General features: G+C 64.8%; 22 protein-coding genes. 10 read left to right on the forward strand and 12 right to left on the reverse strand.

Annotation, left to right across the window (positions count from 1 at the left end):
• The first annotated feature begins 4 nt into the window (after window positions 1–4).
• A complete protein-coding gene (locus tag ACLBWL_RS07965; protein ID WP_447791740.1) occupies window positions 5–766 on the forward strand; it encodes a queuosine precursor transporter in 762 nt (253 codons plus the stop codon).
• A gap of 122 nt (window positions 767–888) precedes the next feature.
• On the opposite strand, the gene purQ is transcribed toward ACLBWL_RS07965, so the two are convergent.
• The 6 genes from purQ to ACLBWL_RS07995 all read right to left on the reverse strand — a co-directional run bounded on the left by purQ (window position 889) and on the right by ACLBWL_RS07995 (window position 5,541).
• The gene (purQ, locus tag ACLBWL_RS07970; protein WP_447791742.1) at window positions 889–1,557 is read right to left on the reverse strand and encodes a phosphoribosylformylglycinamidine synthase subunit PurQ; all 669 of its coding nucleotides are present in this window, start codon (window positions 1,555–1,557) and stop codon (window positions 889–891) included.
• The gene (gene purS / locus ACLBWL_RS07975) at window positions 1,554–1,784 is read right to left on the reverse strand and encodes a phosphoribosylformylglycinamidine synthase subunit PurS (protein ID WP_056050714.1); all 231 of its coding nucleotides are present in this window, start codon (window positions 1,782–1,784) and stop codon (window positions 1,554–1,556) included. The genes purQ and purS overlap by 4 nt, the downstream gene beginning before the upstream one ends.
• Complete coding sequence (gene purC, locus ACLBWL_RS07980) at window positions 1,785–2,564, reverse strand: phosphoribosylaminoimidazolesuccinocarboxamide synthase (RefSeq protein ID WP_056050712.1); 780 nt, start codon at window positions 2,562–2,564, stop codon at window positions 1,785–1,787.
• 252 nt (window positions 2,565–2,816) lie between these two features.
• On the reverse strand, window positions 2,817–3,251 hold the full coding sequence (locus ACLBWL_RS07985) for a hypothetical protein (protein WP_447791745.1): 435 nt from the start codon (window positions 3,249–3,251) through the stop codon (window positions 2,817–2,819).
• Between the two features lie 164 nt (window positions 3,252–3,415).
• Window positions 3,416–4,630 (reverse strand): kynureninase, encoded by a 1,215-nt coding sequence (gene kynU / locus ACLBWL_RS07990; RefSeq protein ID WP_447791747.1) that lies wholly within the window; start codon window positions 4,628–4,630, stop codon window positions 3,416–3,418.
• Between the two features lie 5 nt (window positions 4,631–4,635).
• Window positions 4,636–5,541: an alpha/beta hydrolase gene (locus tag ACLBWL_RS07995; RefSeq protein ID WP_447791749.1), complete on the reverse strand. Its 906-nt coding sequence runs from the start codon at window positions 5,539–5,541 to the stop codon at window positions 4,636–4,638.
• A 123-nt stretch (window positions 5,542–5,664) separates the two neighbouring features.
• Between ACLBWL_RS07995 and parC the strand changes: the two genes are divergently transcribed.
• Both parC and ACLBWL_RS08005 read left to right on the forward strand, forming a co-directional pair.
• A complete protein-coding gene (parC, locus tag ACLBWL_RS08000) occupies window positions 5,665–7,917 on the forward strand; it encodes a DNA topoisomerase IV subunit A (protein WP_447791751.1) in 2,253 nt (750 codons plus the stop codon).
• A gap of 94 nt (window positions 7,918–8,011) precedes the next feature.
• The gene (locus ACLBWL_RS08005) at window positions 8,012–9,679 is read left to right on the forward strand and encodes a putative bifunctional diguanylate cyclase/phosphodiesterase (protein ID WP_447791753.1); all 1,668 of its coding nucleotides are present in this window, start codon (window positions 8,012–8,014) and stop codon (window positions 9,677–9,679) included.
• A 22-nt stretch (window positions 9,680–9,701) separates the two neighbouring features.
• Here ACLBWL_RS08005 and ACLBWL_RS08010 read toward each other — a convergent pair whose 3' ends face one another.
• Genes ACLBWL_RS08010 through ACLBWL_RS08025 form a run of 4 tightly spaced genes read right to left on the reverse strand, consistent with a single transcriptional unit; the run spans window position 9,702 to window position 12,601 of the window.
• The gene (locus tag ACLBWL_RS08010) at window positions 9,702–10,880 is read right to left on the reverse strand and encodes a CCA tRNA nucleotidyltransferase (RefSeq protein ID WP_447791755.1); all 1,179 of its coding nucleotides are present in this window, start codon (window positions 10,878–10,880) and stop codon (window positions 9,702–9,704) included.
• Window positions 10,871–11,467, reverse strand: coding sequence for a CoA pyrophosphatase (locus ACLBWL_RS08015; RefSeq protein WP_447791757.1), 597 nt, complete (start codon window positions 11,465–11,467; stop codon window positions 10,871–10,873). The genes ACLBWL_RS08010 and ACLBWL_RS08015 overlap by 10 nt, the downstream gene beginning before the upstream one ends.
• Window positions 11,464–12,030, reverse strand: coding sequence for a DUF1285 domain-containing protein (locus ACLBWL_RS08020; protein WP_447791759.1), 567 nt, complete (start codon window positions 12,028–12,030; stop codon window positions 11,464–11,466). Before ACLBWL_RS08020 ends, ACLBWL_RS08015 begins: the two co-directional genes overlap by 4 nt.
• A gap of 43 nt (window positions 12,031–12,073) precedes the next feature.
• Window positions 12,074–12,601 (reverse strand): GNAT family N-acetyltransferase, encoded by a 528-nt coding sequence (locus ACLBWL_RS08025; RefSeq protein WP_447792071.1) that lies wholly within the window; start codon window positions 12,599–12,601, stop codon window positions 12,074–12,076.
• A gap of 102 nt (window positions 12,602–12,703) precedes the next feature.
• On the opposite strand from ACLBWL_RS08025, the gene ACLBWL_RS08030 reads away from it, so the two are divergent.
• Genes ACLBWL_RS08030 through ACLBWL_RS08040 form a run of 3 tightly spaced genes read left to right on the forward strand, consistent with a single transcriptional unit; the run spans window position 12,704 to window position 14,068 of the window.
• The gene (locus ACLBWL_RS08030; RefSeq protein WP_447791761.1) at window positions 12,704–13,336 is read left to right on the forward strand and encodes a glutathione S-transferase family protein; all 633 of its coding nucleotides are present in this window, start codon (window positions 12,704–12,706) and stop codon (window positions 13,334–13,336) included.
• 53 nt (window positions 13,337–13,389) lie between these two features.
• The gene (locus ACLBWL_RS08035; protein ID WP_447791763.1) at window positions 13,390–13,761 is read left to right on the forward strand and encodes a dihydroneopterin aldolase; all 372 of its coding nucleotides are present in this window, start codon (window positions 13,390–13,392) and stop codon (window positions 13,759–13,761) included.
• A 16-nt stretch (window positions 13,762–13,777) separates the two neighbouring features.
• Window positions 13,778–14,068: a Rossmann fold domain-containing protein gene (locus tag ACLBWL_RS08040; protein ID WP_447791765.1), complete on the forward strand. Its 291-nt coding sequence runs from the start codon at window positions 13,778–13,780 to the stop codon at window positions 14,066–14,068.
• On the opposite strand, the gene ACLBWL_RS08045 is transcribed toward ACLBWL_RS08040, so the two are convergent.
• Window positions 14,065–14,937, reverse strand: coding sequence for a hypothetical protein (locus ACLBWL_RS08045; RefSeq protein WP_447791767.1), 873 nt, complete (start codon window positions 14,935–14,937; stop codon window positions 14,065–14,067). The genes ACLBWL_RS08040 and ACLBWL_RS08045 overlap by 4 nt on opposite strands.
• 245 nt (window positions 14,938–15,182) lie before the next feature.
• On the opposite strand from ACLBWL_RS08045, the gene ACLBWL_RS08050 reads away from it, so the two are divergent.
• From ACLBWL_RS08050 to ACLBWL_RS08065, 4 genes are all read left to right on the forward strand, one after another.
• Window positions 15,183–15,839 (forward strand): energy transducer TonB, encoded by a 657-nt coding sequence (locus ACLBWL_RS08050; protein WP_447791769.1) that lies wholly within the window; start codon window positions 15,183–15,185, stop codon window positions 15,837–15,839.
• 81 nt (window positions 15,840–15,920) lie between these two features.
• A complete protein-coding gene (locus tag ACLBWL_RS08055; RefSeq protein ID WP_447791771.1) occupies window positions 15,921–16,709 on the forward strand; it encodes a MotA/TolQ/ExbB proton channel family protein in 789 nt (262 codons plus the stop codon).
• Window positions 16,710–16,802: 93 nt separating this feature from the next.
• Window positions 16,803–17,279 (forward strand): ExbD/TolR family protein, encoded by a 477-nt coding sequence (locus tag ACLBWL_RS08060; protein WP_447791773.1) that lies wholly within the window; start codon window positions 16,803–16,805, stop codon window positions 17,277–17,279.
• Window positions 17,280–17,312: 33 nt separating this feature from the next.
• Entirely contained in the window at window positions 17,313–17,741 is a 429-nt protein-coding gene (locus ACLBWL_RS08065; RefSeq protein WP_447791775.1) for an ExbD/TolR family protein, read from the forward strand.
• 657 nt (window positions 17,742–18,398) lie between these two features.
• On the opposite strand, the gene dcd is transcribed toward ACLBWL_RS08065, so the two are convergent.
• A complete protein-coding gene (gene dcd / locus ACLBWL_RS08070; RefSeq protein WP_055878967.1) occupies window positions 18,399–18,953 on the reverse strand; it encodes a dCTP deaminase in 555 nt (184 codons plus the stop codon).
• Window positions 18,954–19,012: the final 59 nt, after the last annotated feature.

Here is a 19,012-nt window from a genome sequence, read left to right on the forward strand (position 1 = left end):
CCACATGGATATCGATCAGGGCAGGGGCGTGGCGTCGGACGCCATCGGAGTCGCCGCGAGCGACGTGTCGGGCGGGCAGTTCCGCTATTATGATTTCGTGATGGCCGCGTTCGTCACGATCCTGCTGCTGTCGAACGTGATCGGTGCGGGCAAACGCGCGGTGATCGACCTGCCGTTCATCGGCGCGTGGCCGTTCGGCGCGGGGATCCTGTTCTTTCCGGTCAGCTATGTGATCGGCGACGTGCTGACCGAAGTCTATGGCTACGCACGGGCGCGGCGGTGCATCTGGGCGGGGTTCGGGGCGATGCTGTTCATGGTGTTCATGTCGGCGGTCGTCGTCGCGTTGCCGCCCGATTCGGGGTGGACCGGTCAGGCGGCGTATGAGTCGGTGTTCGGACAGGTGCCGCGGATCGTATTCGCGTCGATCTGCGCGTTCTGGGTGGGCGAGTTCGCCAACAGCTTCGTGCTCGCGCGGATGAAGATCTGGACGCAGGGGCGGATGCTGTGGACGCGGACGATCGGCAGCACGGTCGTGGGCCAGGCGTTCGACAGCCTGATCTTCTACCCGCTCGCGTTTTACGGCGCGCCCGACTGGCCGGTGCACGCGATGCTGATGGTGATGGTCAGCCAGTTCCTGCTGAAGGTGTCGTGGGAAGTTTTGCTGACGCCAGTGACATATCTGGTGGTTGGGTGGCTCAAGCGCCGCGAGGGCGTCGATGTGTATGACCGGGGCACCGATTTCTCGCCGTTCCGGACCCGGGTTTGAATCCGCACGCGGGTATAGAAGCGCGACCACACCCTCCGTTCTCCCGCGGACGCGGGAGTCCAGGGTTCCAATGTTGCGGATGGTATCCTGGGCCCCCGCTTTCGCGGGGGAACGGGTAATGATCAGGCGCTGACGGCTTCCAGCAGGCCCTCGAACAAGCGCCTGCCATCGGTGCCGCCGTGCGCCGCTTCGATACGACGTTCAGGGTGCGGCATCATGCCGAGCACGTTGCCCTTGTCGTTCAACAACCCGGCGATGTTGCGCGCCGAGCCGTTGACGCTCTCCGCGTACCGGAACGCGATGCGACCTTCGCCTTCGAGGCGATCGAGCGTCTCGGTGTCGGCGAAGTAATTGCCGTCATGATGCGCGACCGGAAAGGAGACGCGCTCGCCGGCCGTGTAGCCCGAGGTGAAGGTCGAGCTTGCGGTTTCGACCGTCAGCGCGACGTCGCGGCAGACGAAGTTCAGGCCCTCGTTGCGCATTAGCGCGCCGGGCAGCAGCCCCGCTTCGGTCAGCACCTGGAAGCCGTTGCAAATGCCGAGCACGGGCAAACCCTTGCCCGCCTGCTCGACAACCGCGCGCATGATCGGCGAGCGCGCCGCGATTGCGCCCGAGCGGAGGTAATCGCCGTACGAGAAGCCACCGGGGACCGCGACCAGGCCGACATCCGCCGGCACGTCCACGTCACCGTGCCAGACCATGAGCGGCTTGACGCCGGTCACCGCCTCCAGCGCGACGGCGATGTCGCGGTCGCAGTTGGAGCCCGGAAAGACGATGACGGCGGTCTTCATGCGCGCTCGACCCGGTAATTCTCGATCACCGTGTTGGCGAGCAGCTTGCGGCACATGCCGTCGATGGTCGCGTCGTCGGTATCGTCTGCAACTTCGAGTTCGATCAGCTTGCCCTGGCGGACGTCCTGCACGCCGTCGAAGCCAAGGCTGCCGAGCGCGTGGTGGATCGCCCGGCCCTGCGGATCGAGCACGCCGGGCTTCAATGTCACGAAAACCTTGAGTTTCATTTACTTGCCCCGGTTCTTGCGATGCTTTTCGAGGTCGAGGACGGCGTTGTCCGCACCCTCGGGCAGCAGGCCGAGACGGCGTGCAACCTCTTGATACGCTTCGACTTCGCCGCCCAGATCACGACGGAAGCGATCCTTGTCCATCTTCTCGTTGGTTTCCATGTCCCACAGGCGGCAGCCATCGGGGCTGATCTCGTCGGCAAGGATGATGCGACCGAAGTCGTTGTCGAAGATGCGGCCGAATTCGAGCTTGAAGTCGACCAGGCGGATACCAACGCCGGCGAACAGCCCGCACAGGAAATCGTTCACGCGGATCGCGAGGTCGGCGATGTCGTGCATCTCCTCCTGGCTCGCCCAGCCGAACGCGGCGATGTGTTCGTCGGAGATCATCGGATCGCCGAGCGCATCGTCCTTGTAGTAATATTCGATGATCGTGCGGGGCAGCTTGGTTCCCTCCTCGATCCCAAGGCGCGTCGAGATCGAGCCGGCGGCGACGTTGCGCACGACGACTTCGATCGGGACGATCTCGACCTGGCGGATCAGCTGCTCGCGCATGTTGAGCCGGCGGATGAAGTGCGTCGGCACGCCGATATGATCGAGCAGCGTGAAGATGTGCTCGGAAATCCGGTTGTTGAGCACACCCTTGCCGTTGATGGTGCCCTTTTTCTGGGCATTGAACGCGGTCGCGTCGTCCTTGAAATACTGGATCAGCGTGCCCGGCTCGGGACCCTCGTAGAGGATCTTGGCCTTGCCTTCGTAGATCTGGCGGCGGCGAGCCATGCGCGGTCCCCTGGAAATCGAGCGGTGAAAATCGAGCGGCCCCCGCCTACGCGCTATGCACCGCGAAGCCGAGGCCGGAATAGGCCGCGCCTATAGGCGAAGGGTGCGGGGGGTGCAATCGGATCGGTGCTTGGCCGATAAGCAGGGAGGCAGGTGCTGCAACGGTATGCTGTATACGATCAGCCTTCAACGGGCGTTCGTGCGTTATATGCTGCGCTCGATCGACCAGTTGCGGCGCACGGTTGTGAAATGTCAGGGGGATTTTCTAACCCATCCGCCTAACAAGTATCCGAGAGCAGTTGTCGCCAGCGCTCCAACCAGCCACTTGAAATCAAGGCCGGATGCCTTGCCGCTGAGGACGGCCCAAACAACGAGCGCTAATAGCGTTAAGGTTATCACGGAGGCTACCGTGCTACGCAGCCAGTCCAATCCCCTATTATGGCGCTCTGCTGCATTAAAGGCTTTCATGAGCCAATTTGCAAAGGGCTGAAAATTTTCAAAAAGCGTCAGCTCATTCATTAACTCATTTCCGAGAACATAATGAGCATTGTATTCGTTATTGGCGAAGGTCCAAACCCGCCAGACCTGGTGTGTTCCAAGAATTGCGGGGCCTTCAACTGATCGCTCTGTTTTTTCGCCACTCTGTTGGGCGACAAACGCCTCTATTTGCTGATAGCTCCACGACATAATAAAGTCCTTACCAACGGCAATGGTGGACTGCGTATCACGACGATAAATATTTTAAAAATCTATTGGTACAGAATTGGATCAATCACGTGGCACATGGCTGGCAATAAGCAGGGCATCGTCCTCAACTCGGCCACGAAGCAAGGATTGGGAGGTTCGGTCAATCAGGTGACCGCAAGCCGTTGCGAAAACGCCGGATCACGCCACGCTTCGGTTTCGATCGTTTCGCGCAGGATGTTGCCAGCTCTCCAGACGTCTTCGTGTCTGAGATATAACGGCGTGAGCCCCAAGCGAAGGATGTCTGGGTCGCGGAAGTCGCCGATGACGCCGCGGGCGATGAGCGCTTGGGTCAGCGCGTAGGCGTGCGGGTGGCGGAAGCTGATGTGGCTGCCGCGGTTGGCGGGGTCTCGGGGGCTGATGCAGTCGAGGCCCAGTGCGTCGCCGGCGGCGGCGAGGATGTCGAACAGGCGAGCGCTCTTGGTGGCGATGGCGCTCTGGTCGATGTCGGCCCAGAGGTCGAGTGCGGTTTCCAGTGCCGCCGTCGAGAGCATCGCGGGGGTGCCGGCGAGCCAGCGCTTCATGCCGGGGGCGGGGCGGTAGGCGTCCTCGAACGCGAACGGGGCGGCGTGGCCCATCCAGCCTGACAGCGGGCTGGCGAGTTTATCCTGCCAGCGTCTGGCGACGTAGAGGAAGGCAGGCGCGCCGGGGCCTCCGTTGAGGTATTTGTACGTGCAGCCGACGGCGAGATCGGCGTTCGCGCCGTCGAGGTCGATCGGGACCGCGCCGACGCTGTGACTCAGGTCCCAGAGCATTAACGCGCCGGCGTCGTGAGCGCAGGCGGTCCATTCCGCCATGTCGAAGCGATCGCTGGTCTTGTAGTGGACGTGGGTGAGCAGGAGGACGGCTGTGTCGCCGTCAAGCGCGGCTGCAAGATCTTCGCGCGCGACGACCTTCAGCCGTGCGTCGGGAACGCAGGCGACGGCGCCTTCGGCAATGTGCAGGTCGGTAGGAAAGTTGCCGGCCTCACTCACGACGGTGTGGCGTTCGGGATTGCTGCGAAGAGCGGCAACCAAGGCCTTGAAAAGATGCGTCGAGGTCGTGTCACCGATGATGACCTCGTCCTCGCCTGCGCCAATCAGGGGCGCGATCTTCGCGCCGATTCGCTGGGGGGCGTCGATCCAGCCTTCGTTCCAGCTGCGGATCAGCCGGTCGCCCCATTGGCGGGTTGCGACGTCGGCGAGCGCTGCTGGCGTGGCTTTGGGAAGCGCGCCGAGCGAGTTGCCGTCTAGGTAGATTACGCCTTCGGGGAGGGCGAACTTGTCGCGATAGGCGGCTAGCGGGTCTGTGAAGTCGAGCGCGCGGGCTTGGTCTAGCGTCATCGGGCTCACTTCAGCGCGGCCATAACGAGGCGTTTCGTCTCCGCCCATGCGGCGGTTTCGGGCGCGATCAGTTCGACGTGACCGGTGGCGGGGACGGTGTGAAGCGTGACGCGATCGCCCGCGGACCTGGCCTTTGCGAGATAGTCGGTAGCCATGCGGAACGGGATGATGCGGTCGTCGCGCCCGTTGACGAGGTCCTGCGACGCGCCGAGCGGGAGGAGGCGGGGGACCGAGGTGTCGGCGTAGACGTCGTTGTGCTGTGGCGTGGCGGTGCCGACGAGTTTCGTGACGACCTCCGTGCCGCAGCCATTGGTCGGGTCGGCGGCGGTGGCTTCGAGATCGGGGAGCCCACCGAGGCTGATGACGTGACGAATGCGGAGCGGGCGCGCGGTATGGAGCGCGCTCGTCTCGGGCAGCTTCCGGCGGGCCGCGAGCCAGAGCGCGAGATGGCCGCCGGCCGAATGACCGACGGCGACGAGGCGGCGGGTATCGAGGTTGAACTTCTTTGCGTTTACCGCGAGTTGGTCGGCGGCTTTGGCAGCATCGGCGAACGTGCCCGGATAGCCGCCCCCCGCCAGATCGACGCCGCGATAGTCGATGTTCCACACCGCGACGCCGTTCTTGCGCAGGTCGTCGGCGATCCAGTTCATCAGGCTGAGATCGGCGATGCTGCTCGTCCAGCAGCCGCCATGCACCATGAGCACGACCGGGAACGCACCCTTGCCCTGTGGGATCCAGACGTCGATTTTCTGCATGGCGTTGGTGCCGTAGTCTACGGTCGCATCCGGAATCGGCTTCGGGCGCTTGGTCAGGTCGGGCCAGGTCAGCAGCTTCGGCGCGGCGGGAGTGGGGTCTTGGGCTGTTGCCGGAACGGTAACGGCGGCGAGCGCGAGAAAGGCAAAGCGGATCATGGGGTTGGTGTAGCGGGCTCGGTCCGCCGCGTCATGCGGGCATCTGGCCTTCCGCACGCCGCCGAAGCGCGCGGTACGTTCATGCTTTGATCGTTGCGTTTTCACCTGCTACCGCTGTCGGCAATGGCCAGCAGCGACTTCAAAGATCCCTTCGACTCCATCGTCGACGCCCCGTTCGATAGCGCGCTCAGCGAGCGGTATCTCGTCTATGCGCTGTCGACGATCACCGCGCGGTCGCTGCCCGATGTGCGCGACGGGATGAAGCCGGTGCATCGGCGCCTTCTCTGGGCGATGCGCCTGCTGAAGCTCGATCCGGCGCAGGGCTACAAGAAATGCGCGCGCGTCGTCGGCGACGTCATCGGTAAGTATCATCCGCATGGCGACCAGTCGGTCTACGACGCGATGGTGCGCTTGGCGCAGTCGTTCGCGATGCGCTATCCGCTGGTCGATGGGCAGGGCAATTTCGGCAACATCGACGGCGATAACGCCGCAGCCTACCGCTACACCGAGGCGCGACTGACACAGGTCGCAATCGACCTGATGGACGGGCTCGACGAGGACGCGGTCGCGTATCGCCCGACCTATAACGGCGAGGATCACGAGCCCGAGCTGTTCCCGGGACTGTTCCCGAACCTGCTGGCGAACGGCGCAAGCGGGATCGCGGTCGGCATGGCGACGAGCATTCCGCCGCACAACGCGGCCGAGCTGCTGGAGGCGGCGATCGTGTTGATCGAGACGCCCGACGCCGACGATGCGGCGATCCTGGAGCATGTGAAGGGGCCTGACTTTCCGACCGGTGGGCTAGTCGTCGATCCGCCTGCCGTCATCCGTGAGTCCTACGCGACCGGGCGTGGTGGCTTTCGCGTCCGGGCGCGTTGGGAAACCGAGCGCGAGAAGGGTGGCGGGTGGCAGCTGATCGTCACCGAGATCCCGTACGGCGTGCAGAAGGGCAAGCTGATCGAGCAGATCGCCGATCTGATCAACGCCAAGCGCCTGCCGATCCTCGCCGACGTGCGCGACGAATCGGATACCGAAATCCGCATCGTGCTCGAGCCACGCAGCCGCACGGTCGATCCGCAGATCCTGATGGACGGGCTGTTCCGGCTGACCGATCTCGAGACGCGGATCAGCCTTAACCTCAACGTGCTCGACAAGGATCGCACGCCGCGCGTGATGTCGTTGCGCGAGGCGCTGGCGGCGTGGGTCGATCACCAGTTCGTCGTGTTGCGCCGGCGGACCGAGCACCGGCTGGCGAAGATCGCCGACCGCGTCGAGCTGCTCGATGGCTATCTGATCGCGTATCTCAATCTCGACCGCGTGATCGAGATCATCCGTACCGAGGACGAGCCGAAAAAGGTCATGATCGACGAGTTCGCGCTGACCGATCGCCAGGCCGAGGCGATCCTCAACATGCGGTTGCGGTCTTTGCGTCGCCTGGAAGAGTTCGAGATCAAGACCGAGCGCGACAAGCTCGACAAGGAGCAGGCGACGCTGGCCGCATTGCTCGCGGATCCGAAGAAGCAGCGGGCGCGGATGAAGCGGGACATGGCGAAGATCCGCGATCGCTACGGGCTGGAGACGGTGCTCGGCAAGCGGCGCACGACGATCGAGGAGGCCGCACCGACGCGCGACATCCCGCTGGAGGCGATGATCGAGCGCGAGCCGATCACCGTCATCCTGTCTCAGCGTGGCTGGATCCGGGCGATGCGCGGGCATAACGACCTGACCAGCCCGGAGGCGCTGAAGTTCAAGGAGGGCGACGGCCCGGCGTTTGCGTTCCATGCACAGACCACCGACAAGCTGTTGCTCGCGGCGGAGAATGGGCGGTTCTATACGCTGGCGGCGGATAAGCTGCCGGGCGGGCGTGGCTTTGGCGAGCCGGTGCGCGCGATGATCGATCTGGATGGCAGCATCGGGATCGTTGCGTTGTTGCCCGCGAGCAAGCATCCCAAACTGCTCATAGTCGCGACCGACGGACGCGGTTTCTCAGTCAGCAGCGCGGACGTGATCGCCGAGACGCGCAAGGGCAAGACGGTGATGACGCCGCGGCCGGGCGCGCAGTTGAAGATCGTCCGTCCGATCGGGCCGACCGACGATTATGTCGCAGCGATCGGCGACAACCGGAAGATGCTGGTGTTCCCGCTCGCCGAACTGGTCGAGATGACGCGCGGGCAGGGGCTTCAATTGCAGCGCTATCGTGACGGCGGATTGGCGGATGCGATCACGTTCACGTTCGCCGAGGGACTGAGCTGGGCGATGGGTGGCGGCACCGGGCGCACAAGGACCGAATCGGACCTTGGGCCGTGGCGTGCGGCCCGTGGTGCTGCTGGAAGAATGCCGCCGACGGGATTTCCGCGGGACAATCGCTTTGGCTAGCTTGCTGGAAAAACAAACGCTTACCGTAACATTATGAAATAATCCGTTTCGGTTCCTTTAGTTCGTCTTAACGAAGCTCGGTTAAGCGGATGTTATGGCATCGACAGCCCCGGATGCGACAGCGCAACTGACGACCGCGACCGATCTGGTTTCGCGGGCGCTGGAGCTCATCCCGATCCCGGCCGTACATGTCCATCTCAACGATGATGCGTTCGAGCTGTTTGCGATGAACCGCGCCTACCGGCTTGCTGGGCTGGGCGTGGTTGCCGAGCGATCGCCGATGATCGTCGACCTCGGGCCGCGGATTCGCGCGTTTCTCGAAAGCCCGCAGCTGCGATGCGATATGGATTGGAGGCTGGGGGAGGCGGTCGATTGCCGCTATTATCGCGTGACGATGGCGCGGACCTTCGCCTGGATGCACGACCGGTGCACGATCAGCTTCATCGACCAGACCTCGCAGATCCAGACCGAACGCAGCCTGCGCCGCGAGATGACGACTGACAGCCTGACCGGACTGCCCAATCGTGAGGGCTTCGAGGAGCTGATCGAGTCGGTGGTCGATCGTAGCGCCAGTGCGGTGCTCGCGGTCGATCTGGAACGGTTCGGCCGGTTGAACTCGTGTCTCGGATCGCTGGCCGGCGATGAGTTGCTGATCACGATGGCGCGGCGAATCAAGGGCGCATTGCGCGGACAAGATATCCTGGCACGGCTTGGCGGCGATCAGTTCGGCATCCTGATGACGATCGACAGCGATCGAAAGGAGGCGCACGCGCTTGCCGACCGGATCCAGCGGACGCTGACCACCCCGTTCCGGCTGACCGATTACGAGATCAGCGTCGAATGCTCGGTCGGTATCGCCTATGGCGGCGACGAGGCTGGCGACGTCGCCGAGCTGATCCGCCACGCGCAGTTCGCGGTGAAACGCGCCAAGGCGAGTGGGCTGGCCGAGAGCTATCTGCCGCAGGACTTCGCGATTGCGCGCGCGCAGTTCAGCATGGAAACCGCGCTGCGTCGCGCGATCGAGAACCGTGAACTGCGGCTCGCCTATCAGCCGATCTGCGATCTCGCGACCGGCAAGATCGTGTCGTTTGAGGCGCTGGCACGGTGGACCGACGACAGCGGTCAGCGGCATTGCCCGACCGCCTTCATTCCGGTGGCCGAGGAATCGGGGCTGATCGTGCCGCTCGGACGGTGGGCTATCGACGAGGCGGCGCGGACGCTGGCAAGCTGGGATGCGCGGTATGGCGGGGATTGCGGCGTCAGGCTGGCGGTCAACCTGTCGGCGATCCAGCTTCAGCGCGACGCGATCGCGCCGGTTGTCGAAACTGCGCTCGCGTCGACCGGCCTTGCCGGCGAGCGGTTTACGCTGGAACTGACCGAAAGTGCGATCGTGACCGATCCGGACCGTATCGCAAAGACGATGCACGCGTTGAAAGCGCTCGGCACGACGCTGGCGATGGACGATTTCGGGACGGGCTATTCGAATCTGGCCTATCTCCAGAAGCTGCCGATCGACGTTCTGAAGATCGACCGGAGCTTCGTGACGGGGATGCTCGCGGACCGCGACAAGGTCTCGATCGTGCGCGCGATCCTGAGCTTGGCGCAGGCACTGGGGATGAAGACGACCGCGGAAGGGGTCGAGACGTTCGAGCTTTCGCAGACGCTGGCGGCGCTTGGCTGCACCTATGGGCAGGGCTATTTCTATGCGCGGCCGCTCGAGGCGGATGCGGCGTATGCGATGATCGTACCAACCGAGGTCTAGATCCGGGCGCAGGAAATGCGTCCTAACTTACCACCGCTGCGACCATCTCGTCGGCGATTGCCGCCACCCGCGGTGCATCGGGAAAACCCTCCGCGATCCAGCGTGTCTCGACCTGGCGCAGCATCGCCGCGACGTCGGGGCCTTTGCGCAAGCCCCGTTCCACCAGTGCGCCGCCCGAGAACGGAAACTTGGGTGGTGTCCAGTCCCTGATGGCGGCGACGTCGTCGTCCGCGATCAAGAGGCGGTCGATCGCGCCGGCGGTGCCCACGCGGTAGGCGAGCGCGTGCGGGCCTTCGGTTCCGGCGCCGGCGGTGGCGGCGATCAGGCGTTTGCGGTCGGTGTTGGAGAGCTTCAGACGCGCACCGACGGATTCGGCGGCTGCGGGGGCGATCGTCATCGCGAGGCGACGGATCGGGTCCGGGGCGATCCCGGCCGCGGTTTCGCGATCGGCCAGCAAGGCCAGACGCTTGGCACCCGAAGCGTCGATCTCGGGGAGGACGGCGCGGAAGATGCCGCGGTCGACCATCAGCGCGACGACCGGCACCGCGTTGGCGGCGACCAGCAGTTTCAGGACTTCGCTGGCGATGCGTTCGCGTGAAAGGGCCATCAGGTCGTTGGCGCGCGTGGTGCACGCGTCGAGGCCGGCCTGGTCGATCGTCGTGCCGAAGCGCGCGTGGAAGCGGAAGAAGCGGAGGATGCGCAAATGATCCTCGGCGATGCGCTGCAACGGGTCGCCGATAAACCGGACGCGCCGCGCCGCGAGGTCGTCGAGGCCGCCGAAATAGTCGAAGATTTCACCCGTCGCCGGATCGGCGTAGAGCGCGTTCATCGTGAAGTCGCGGCGTGCGGCATCCTCGCGCCAGTCGTCGGTATAGGCGATGATCGCGTGGCGGCCGTCGGTCGAGACGTCGCGGCGCAGCGTCGTCACCTCGACCGGACCGCCGGCGGTGACCGCGGTGACGGTGCCGTGCGCTAGGCCGGTCGGTACCGCCTTGATCCGCGCATCCTCAAGCCGCTCGATCACCTCCTGCGGCGGCAGGCGCGTCGCGATGTCGACATCGGCGACGTCGATCCCGAGCAGCGTATCGCGCACCGCCCCGCCGACGAACCGCGATTCACCCTCGGCCGCGCCAAGGACCTTCGACAGCGCGTCGAGACCTTCACGCCGGCGCCACGGCGCGTCGGGGAGTATCAAGACCACCTCAGGCGGCGCGCGAGGTTGACGATCATCGCCGCGGTCGCGCCCCAGATACGATGCTCGTTCCACTGGATCTCGTAATAATGCCGGTCGTGGCCCTGCCATTCGAGCGTCGCCTCGACATGGTTCGCCTCGTCCAGCAGGAACGCGAGCGGGACTTCGAAAACGCTGGCGACTTCGGCCTCACTCGGGGTGAAGACGAGGTCGGGGGGAATGATAGCGATCACCGGCGTTACCTGGAAGCCGGTGACCGTACGATAGCTGTCGGCCTCGCCGACCACCCGCACCTTGTCGCGGGCGAGCGCGATCTCCTCCTCGGCCTCGCGCAACGCGGCGGTGACGACGTCTTCGCCGGGATCGATCCGGCCGCCGGGAAACGCGATCTGGCCGGGATGGCGGCTCAGCGTGTCGGTGCGCTGCGTCAGGATCACGCCGGGGTCGGCGCGGTCCGTCACCGCGATCAGGACGGCGGCAGGCAGCAGTGTCTCGGTCTCCGTGAGGTCGCCGTCATGCTGGTCGCCGGTGAGCAGGATCATGTGCGACCCGGTGCCCTTCGCCAGCGCCGCGGTCAGCCGTTCTGCAAGGTTCACGCAGCCGGCTCCAGCGCGAAGAAGGCGCCGTCGCTCCAGATTCCCGGGGGTGTCGTACCGTCGGCGATCGCGCGTTCGGCGAGCTCGTAATAGACCGGGCGCACGACCAGCGCCTCCATGCCGCCGCGGACGGCGAGGTAGGGGCGGGGACCGTCTGCGTCCTCGACGAAACGCAAGGGATGTTCGGGGCCTGCCGTGACGAAGTCGCCGGTGTTGAGCCGGAACGCGAGTTTGGCGTCGCGACCGCTGCCCTCGGCCTTCATCTCAACCGCGATGAACGGCGCGTCCTCGACCTCGATGTCGAGCTTTTCGACCGGTGTGACGAGGACATGGCTTCCGTCGGGCTCGCGGCGCAGGATCGTCGAGAACAGCCGGACCATCGCCGGGCGACCGATGGGCGATCCCTGGTGATACCAGGTGCCGTCGCGGGCGATCCGCATCTCGCTGTCGCCGCAATGCGTGGGGGTCCACTTCTCGACGGGCGGAAGCTTGGCCTCCTCGACCAGTTTCGCGATCTCGGCGAGACTGAGCGAGGCGATGTCGGGAATGGGATCCATGGGCATAGCGGCGGACTAGGCGGGCGGGGGGCCGAGGTAAAGCGGCGCCTTACGCAGATGCGACGGCCGGTAGGACGGCGGAGGTCCGGGGCCCGAGCATGCCGGCGGTTTCGGGCACCGCCGCGCCGCGCGCAAGCAGGCGGTGGCGCTCGACCGGGCCGGGTGCGCGCCAATGGGCGGTGCGCTCGGCGGTGAAGCCGAAGAACCGGCCATAATAGTCCGGGTCCCCGATCAGCATGAGCGCACCATCGAGGCCGTAGCTGGCGGCCGCATCGAGCGCCTGGGTCATCAACCGGCGGCCGACCCCGTCGCCCTGATGCGCCGGCTCGACGGCGACCGGACCGAGCATGACGAGCGGAATTTCGCGACCGTCATCGATCAGCGCGACCGGCCAGCACTGGATCGAGCCGACCAGCGTGTCGCCCGCGATCGCCGCGAAACTGAGCGCGGCGATCGGCGTGCCGGCGCCGCGGATCGTGTAGGCGGTGCGCCGGAACCGGTCCGGCCCGAATGCGCGATCGAGCAGCGACTCGACCGCGGTCGGATCGATGCTGTCGAGGGGGACGAGAGTGATCACCGGCATCTCCAGCTCCCGGGCATGGCCGATGCGGCGGCGCATGGACGGCGGGGGCAGCGCGCTTTAACTTCGGTGCGCCTGAACGCAAGGATAACCCGATCGATGAAGCTGTATGATTCGCGCGGCGCCCCGAGCCCCCGCCGCGTCCGCATCTATCTCGCCGAGAAGGGGATCACGGTCGAGCGCGTGACGATCGATCTGCGCGCCGACGAGCAGTTGCAGGACGCTTTCCTGGCGATCAACCCGCGCGGCGCGGTACCGGCGCTCGAACTCGACGACGGCGAGGTGATCTGCGAATCGGCGGCGATCTGCCGATATTTCGAGGCACTGCATCCTACGTCGTCGCTGTTCGGGATCACGCCGATCGACGTGGCGCGGATTGAATCGTGGACGCGGCGGATCGAGAGCGATGGCTATGCCGCCGCGGTCTATGTCCTGCGCAACACCGTCGATGCGTTCCGCGACCGCGGCGCCGCGGGCAAATGGCCGGCGATGCCGCAGATCCCCGAACTCGCCGCGCGCGGCGTGATCATGTGGGACGTGTTCGTCGAGACGTTGGAGACGCAGCTGGCCGACCGGACGTGGATCGCCACCGATGCGTACAGCTTTGCCGACATCACTGCGCTGGTGACGATAGACTTCGCGGCGCGCTGCAAGCTGGCGCTGCCCGAGGAGGCACGGGCGGTCCGGCGCTGGCACGCGGCAGCGACCGCGCGGCCCAGCGCCGCGGCATGACTTTCATCGCGCCGCGACTTTCTTCTACGCGCGCGTCTGCTAGAGGCGCGACGATGGAAGACAGTCTTCAACTCGAAGTCCACGATCTCGAAGTGCAGGTCCTGACCGGCATCTACTCGGAAGAGACGCATCTGCCGCAACCGCTGCGGATCTCGCTGACCGTCGACATGGTCTGCCCCGAGCGGTTCGATCCCGACACGCCGTTGTCCGCGTCGAAGAATTATCTCGACCTGAAGAATGCGGCGACGACGGCGCTGCCGCCCGGCGTGCACTTCACGCTGATCGAGGGCGTGGCGGATCATATCTGCGAGACGTTGTTCCTGCAGGACGCGCGCGTGCTGCGCGTGCAGGTCAAGATCGTGAAGCTGGCGATCGCCGAGGCGGACGAGGCGATCGGCGTGACTCTCGTCCGCCATCGTCGCTGACGCACGGGGCCCGGCGATGCGGCTCAACCTCGAGTCGGACGGCGATATCGTGTCACTGGTCCGGAACGCCGACGCCGATTCGATCGTCGTCGTTGCGCACCCTTCCGCGGACGCGATCTGGACTGCTTTCGCGCGCGCAGCAATCGGACCGCTCGCGATCGAGCGGGCGCCGGGCTGCCGGGTCAACGCGGTCTTTGCGGGAGAAGGCGCGTTGCCGGCAGATATCGACGCGGCGGCGGACTTCCTCGATCGGGCCCGGTCGACCACCGGGCAGATCGTCGACGTCCGCCCGCAAGCTCCTGCCTAGATCTTCCGCGTTCGACCGCAGGGGCCGAGCGCTTTCAGAACGAACGCGTAATCCTCGCGGGCAATTGCTGCGTCGGCGGCTTCGAGCGACGTTGTGCTGTGCTCCGGCAGCGTCTGCGGGAGAGCGCACGTCAGGCGATACCATAACAGCGTGTCGGGTTTCGGCGGGGCGGCCGATTCGTCGACGATCTCGCTGAGCGCGACCGCCCAGCGCGGCTGTTCGCCCGGTCGCCGCAGGATGGACAGCGAGACGGGGCGCTGATCGGCGGTGGTCAGGAAGATCTGCGTCTCGCCCTCGCCGGGCAGCGCACCGGCGACGTGGAAGGCATTGCCGACTCCGGTGATCACCGGCGGCGCATCGGCGGCAAGCGCGGCCTCGGCGATCTGGCGGACGGTGGCCTGTGCGGCAGGCGTCCAGTCGATCTGCGCATCGGGCGCGACGAGCTGGACCTGATCGACCGACCCGGCGACCGGACGCGCGAAGAGCAGCACGCGCGCCTTCTTCAATTTGGGGATCCGACCCCGCGCATCGGGTGCGACGTCGAGCAGATACCCGATTCGCGGCGGCAGCCCATTTGCGCCCCGGATCAGCGTTCCGACGTCGACCTCGACATAAAGTCGTACCTGTCCCGAAGTGAGACCAGGCGCCTCCGACGGCTTGATCTTGGTGGTCGATCGCACCGTCGCGTCGGCGATCACCGGCGCCGATAGTACGAGGTCGGCGAGGTCCGCATAGGCGATCCCCGATGGCGCGGTCGGCGACGCATTTGTCGTATAACCGGCGGAATCCGCGGTCTGCGAGGCCATGATCGGGCCCGCAGCGAGCGCGACGAGGCCGACGGAAGCCGTAACGTGAAGGGCGATTTTCATCGCTTAGCGCTACGCCATTGACGCTGAACGATACAGAAATAATTCTGCCATGCTGAGGTTGTACGTTTGTTGCGTCCGACAAAGCGTTTGCGTGTCGCAGAACGTGGCGATAGGACTCGGGTACTGCCCCGTGGTTATTCCGGCCAACGGCAGACGCATGTGCGACGTATCCGATACGGGCACGTGTGTACGGAGCAGGCAGATTAAGGGAGTGTCGTTGCTGAATGGCCTATGTTGACCAGAAGATGTCCGGAGGCAAAATCGTCGCGATCGTTATCGTCGCGCTGATTCATGCGGCCTTGGGCTATGCTTTCGTCACCGGCCTCGCGTACCAGTACGTGAAAAAGGCCCAAGAAAAGCTTAATACGTTCGACGTGGAGCCGCCACCGCCGCCGCCTCCACCCGACGAGCCCCCGCCGCCGCCGCCCGAACAGCCAAACCTGCCGCCGCCGCCGACGACTGTCGTCACGCCGCCGCCGGTCGTTGTAACGCCGCAGCCAGCGCCCGCGCTGACGACGTCGAGCATCATTCCACGCTTCCAGCCGACGGCTCCGCCGGCGCCGCCGGCGCCACCGGCACCGGCAGCGCCGCCCGCCCCAGTCGTCAGCAAGGCGGCAGGTGCAAAGGGTGATCCTGCGCAGTGGGTTTCGACGGACGATTATCCGCCGAGTTCGTTGCGCGCCGAGGAAGAAGGCACCGTCGGGATCGCCTGGGACATCAACACGCAGGGTCGTGTCGAGAATTGCCGCGTCACGTCGTCGAGTGGTTCGTCCGCTCTCGATCGTGCGGCATGCGCGGCGATCACGCGGCGTGGTCGGTATTCGCCGGCGATGGATCAAGCGGGTAACCCGATCCGGTCGAGCTCTTCGCGTCGTGTGACGTGGAAGATCCCGCCCCAGTAATCGGCGACCACACTCGGCGACATCACACGCTGTAGTTTTTTGTTTCAGACATAGACCTAATAGTCAGAGGACTAATCGACCATGATCACCACCATTCTTGCAGCGGCCGGGACCGCTGCTGCCGACGCCAACCCGTACGGCCTCCAGCAGGCTCTCAAGGAAGGCGGCCTGATCTCGCAGACCGTGTTCGGCATCCTGGTGCTGATGTCGGTCGTGTCGTTCTACATCCTGTTCTCGAAGCTGTTCGAGCAGCAGAAGATCATCGGCCAGGGCAAGCGCGTCCGTCAGGCCTTCTGGTCGTCGAACAGCCTCCGCGAAGGTTCGGCCAAGCTCGAGAAGAACTCGGCCTACAAGCAGATCGTCGACGACGGCCTGGCCGCCCAGGAGCAGCATTCGAAGCTGACCGATCCGGTCGAGGCACATGACTGGCTGCACGGTTCGCTGGCGCGTTCGGAAGCCGCGATCAACTCGAAGCTGGGTGGCGGTCTCGCCTTCCTCGCGACGGTCGGTTCGGTTTCGCCGTTCATCGGTCTGTTCGGTACGGTTATCGGCATCTACCGCGCACTCGTGAAGATCGGTGCATCGGGTCAGGCATCGATCGACAAGGTCGCAGGGCCGGTCGGTGAAGCGCTGATCATGACCGCCCTCGGTCTGGTCGTCGCGGTTCCCGCCGTGCTGTCGTACAACTGGCTGCAGCGTCGCAACAAGTCGATCGCAGAGGACCTGTCGGCCTTCTCGAACGACGTGCTCGGCTTCCTCGCTTCGAACGGCGCCGTCCGTCCGTCGATCGCTTCGGGTCCCAAGCCGGTTGCGACCAAGCCTGCTACGACGACCGCCGGCCAGGCTGGCGGCGTGCCGCGCGCCAACTAAGACGCGAAAAAGGCGGGGCTGCTCTCGGCAGCGGCCCCGTTTCCTTCCCGCCGGTGGTTCCGGTGGCGATTATATGAATAGGATAGTTCGCACATGGCGATGAGTGTTGGTGGCGATTCCACCGAGAAATCGATATCGGACATCAATACGACGCCGCTGGTCGACGTCATGCTCGTGCTTCTGATCATCTTCCTGGTGACGACGACCGTCGCGGTCCAGGCGGTGCAGCTGAAGCTTCCCGATGTCCGCTTCGATCCGACCATGACCAAGCCCGAGAACGTTTCGCTGTCGGTGACGTCGGCGAACGGACAGTGCCAGGTTTACTGGGGTCTTTCGCCGGTCACGCATGAAGAACTGCTGCAGCGCGCCGTCGACAAGCTGAAGGCGGAGATTGCGCGTCAGGGCGGTGCCGATGCCGCTGGTCTCGAATTGCCCGAGGCACACATCCGCGGCGACGTGAACGCACCGTATCGTTGCATCGGCGCGACGATCTACACGATGCAGCAGGCAGGGTTCGCCCGGGTCGGCTTCATCTCAGAACCGCCTCCCGGCGGCACCACCGAACGCTGACGTTCGCTCGGACGTAATTAGGAGTAGCATGCAATGGCAATGAGCGGCGGCAAAGAAGACGACGGCCCGATGATGGAAATGAACATGACGCCGTTGATCGACGTCCTGCTCGTTCTCCTCATCATGTTCATCATCACGATCCCCATTCAGACGCACGCGGTCAAGGTTGACCTTCCGGTCAACAGCAAGAACCAGCCGCAGAATCCGGTCGATCCGCAGAAGAACAAGATCTCGATCGATCCGGCGGGTGTCGTGGCGTGGAACGGTGCGCCGGTCGATGAGGTCACGCTGCGCCAGTATCTGGATCAGAGCGCGGGCATGACGCCCGAGCCCGAGCTCCATTTCCAGCCTGATCCGCAGGCGCGCTACGAAGTGGTCGATCGCACGCTGGCCGTGATCAAACGGTCCGCGATCACCAAGCTCGGCTTCATCGGCAACGAACAGTATCGCAACGACTTCTAGGTCGATCGGCGTACTGATTCGAATGTCCAAAGGGCGGTCTTTCGGGGCCGCCCTTTTTTGTTGTGTGCGGGAGAGGGGACTGAGGGACGATCCATCGCGACGGATCGACATTGGCCACGCGCGCGCTTCTGCTCCTTCCTGAAAGGGGAAGGGGGGCTTTCATATTCCACAACGCCCGAGGCATAAGTGGACCAACCCCCCAGCCTGTCCTTTTCAGGAAGCGGAGCCTGGAGCTTTTTGGGTTAGGTCAACCAAACGCCGATCCGGTCTGGGAGGTTAGCGGTGCGCTCGCGGTTTCGCGTTCGCTGAAGATCGCAAATGTCTGAGCAGGTAGACCTGCCGAGAAGAGCCAACTTTCACCGCCTGTTGTCCCGCGAAGGCGCCAGCCCAGACTTGATCCCAGAACACGGCGCGCCCGGTGTTGCTGAGACCCATCTTGGTGACGCTGACAGCTCACCCCCCTCGGCGAAGGCGGGGGCCCAAGTGGGAAACGTGGATGATATGCGTCAGGGCGTCGTTATGTCAGCCCTTCCCGCTAGGCCCAGGTCTTTGCCGGGAGGGAACGCAAAGAGGAGCATCGCTACCGTGAGCGATTCTGGGGGCCTGATCCGAGCTGGGTCGGTGCCGGGATGCCGCGCCCGGACACCCCAATCAAATCTAAAGCCGCGGCAGGGTCACCCCGCGCTGCCCCATATATTTCCCAGCCCGGTCCGCATAACTCACCTCACACGGCTCGTTCCCCTTGAGAAACAGGAACTGGCACGCGCCCTCGTTGGCGTAGATCTTCGCGGGCAACGGCGTCGTGTTCGAGAATTCGAGCGTCACATGCCCCTCCCATTCGGGCTCGAGCGGCGTCACGTTGACGATGATCCCGCAGCGCGCATAGGTCGACTTGCCGAGGCAGATCACCAGCACGTCGCGCGGCACGCGGAAATATTCGACGGTCCGCGCCAGCGCGAAACTGTTCGGCGGGATGATGCACACGTCGGTCTTGCGGTCGACGAAGCTGTTCGCCGCGAAATCCTTGGGGTCGACGATCGCGCTGTCGACGTTGGTGAAAATCTTGAATTCGTCGGCAACGCGCGCGTCATAGCCATAGGACGACAGCCCGTATGAGATGCAGCCGTCGCGGCGCTGCGCCTCGTGGAACGGTTCGATCATCGCATCGCCCAGCGCGCGTTCGCGGATCCAGCGGTCGGACATCACGGACATAGACGCATTCCCCTTTGTGCTGCGCCATCGCGCGGATGCTGCGGGACGGCAAGAGGGCG

It is taken from the genome of Sphingomonas sp. M1A8_2b (genome assembly GCF_053345535.1).

What these genes read in the sequence shown, in the direction of transcription:
- ACLBWL_RS07965 (WP_447791740.1), top strand. Translation starts at nt 5, where the DNA reads ATGGATATCGATCAGGGCAGGGGCGTGGCGTCGGACGCCATCGGAGTC.
- purQ (WP_447791742.1), bottom strand. Translation starts at nt 1,557, where the DNA reads ATGAAGACCGCCGTCATCGTCTTTCCGGGCTCCAACTGCGACCGCGAC.
- purS (WP_056050714.1), bottom strand. Translation starts at nt 1,784, where the DNA reads ATGAAACTCAAGGTTTTCGTGACATTGAAGCCCGGCGTGCTCGATCCG.
- purC (WP_056050712.1), bottom strand. Translation starts at nt 2,564, where the DNA reads ATGGCTCGCCGCCGCCAGATCTACGAAGGCAAGGCCAAGATCCTCTAC.
- ACLBWL_RS07985 (WP_447791745.1), bottom strand. Translation starts at nt 3,251, where the DNA reads ATGTCGTGGAGCTATCAGCAAATAGAGGCGTTTGTCGCCCAACAGAGT.
- kynU (WP_447791747.1), bottom strand. Translation starts at nt 4,630, where the DNA reads ATGACGCTAGACCAAGCCCGCGCGCTCGACTTCACAGACCCGCTAGCC.
- ACLBWL_RS07995 (WP_447791749.1), bottom strand. Translation starts at nt 5,541, where the DNA reads ATGATCCGCTTTGCCTTTCTCGCGCTCGCCGCCGTTACCGTTCCGGCA.
- parC (WP_447791751.1), top strand. Translation starts at nt 5,665, where the DNA reads ATGGCCAGCAGCGACTTCAAAGATCCCTTCGACTCCATCGTCGACGCC.
- ACLBWL_RS08005 (WP_447791753.1), top strand. Translation starts at nt 8,012, where the DNA reads ATGGCATCGACAGCCCCGGATGCGACAGCGCAACTGACGACCGCGACC.
- ACLBWL_RS08020 (WP_447791759.1), bottom strand. Translation starts at nt 12,030, where the DNA reads ATGCCCATGGATCCCATTCCCGACATCGCCTCGCTCAGTCTCGCCGAG.
- ACLBWL_RS08030 (WP_447791761.1), top strand. Translation starts at nt 12,704, where the DNA reads ATGAAGCTGTATGATTCGCGCGGCGCCCCGAGCCCCCGCCGCGTCCGC.
- ACLBWL_RS08035 (WP_447791763.1), top strand. Translation starts at nt 13,390, where the DNA reads ATGGAAGACAGTCTTCAACTCGAAGTCCACGATCTCGAAGTGCAGGTC.
- ACLBWL_RS08040 (WP_447791765.1), top strand. Translation starts at nt 13,778, where the DNA reads ATGCGGCTCAACCTCGAGTCGGACGGCGATATCGTGTCACTGGTCCGG.
- ACLBWL_RS08045 (WP_447791767.1), bottom strand. Translation starts at nt 14,937, where the DNA reads ATGAAAATCGCCCTTCACGTTACGGCTTCCGTCGGCCTCGTCGCGCTC.
- ACLBWL_RS08050 (WP_447791769.1), top strand. Translation starts at nt 15,183, where the DNA reads ATGTCCGGAGGCAAAATCGTCGCGATCGTTATCGTCGCGCTGATTCAT.
- ACLBWL_RS08055 (WP_447791771.1), top strand. Translation starts at nt 15,921, where the DNA reads ATGATCACCACCATTCTTGCAGCGGCCGGGACCGCTGCTGCCGACGCC.
- ACLBWL_RS08060 (WP_447791773.1), top strand. Translation starts at nt 16,803, where the DNA reads ATGGCGATGAGTGTTGGTGGCGATTCCACCGAGAAATCGATATCGGAC.
- ACLBWL_RS08065 (WP_447791775.1), top strand. Translation starts at nt 17,313, where the DNA reads ATGGCAATGAGCGGCGGCAAAGAAGACGACGGCCCGATGATGGAAATG.
- dcd (WP_055878967.1), bottom strand. Translation starts at nt 18,953, where the DNA reads ATGTCCGTGATGTCCGACCGCTGGATCCGCGAACGCGCGCTGGGCGAT.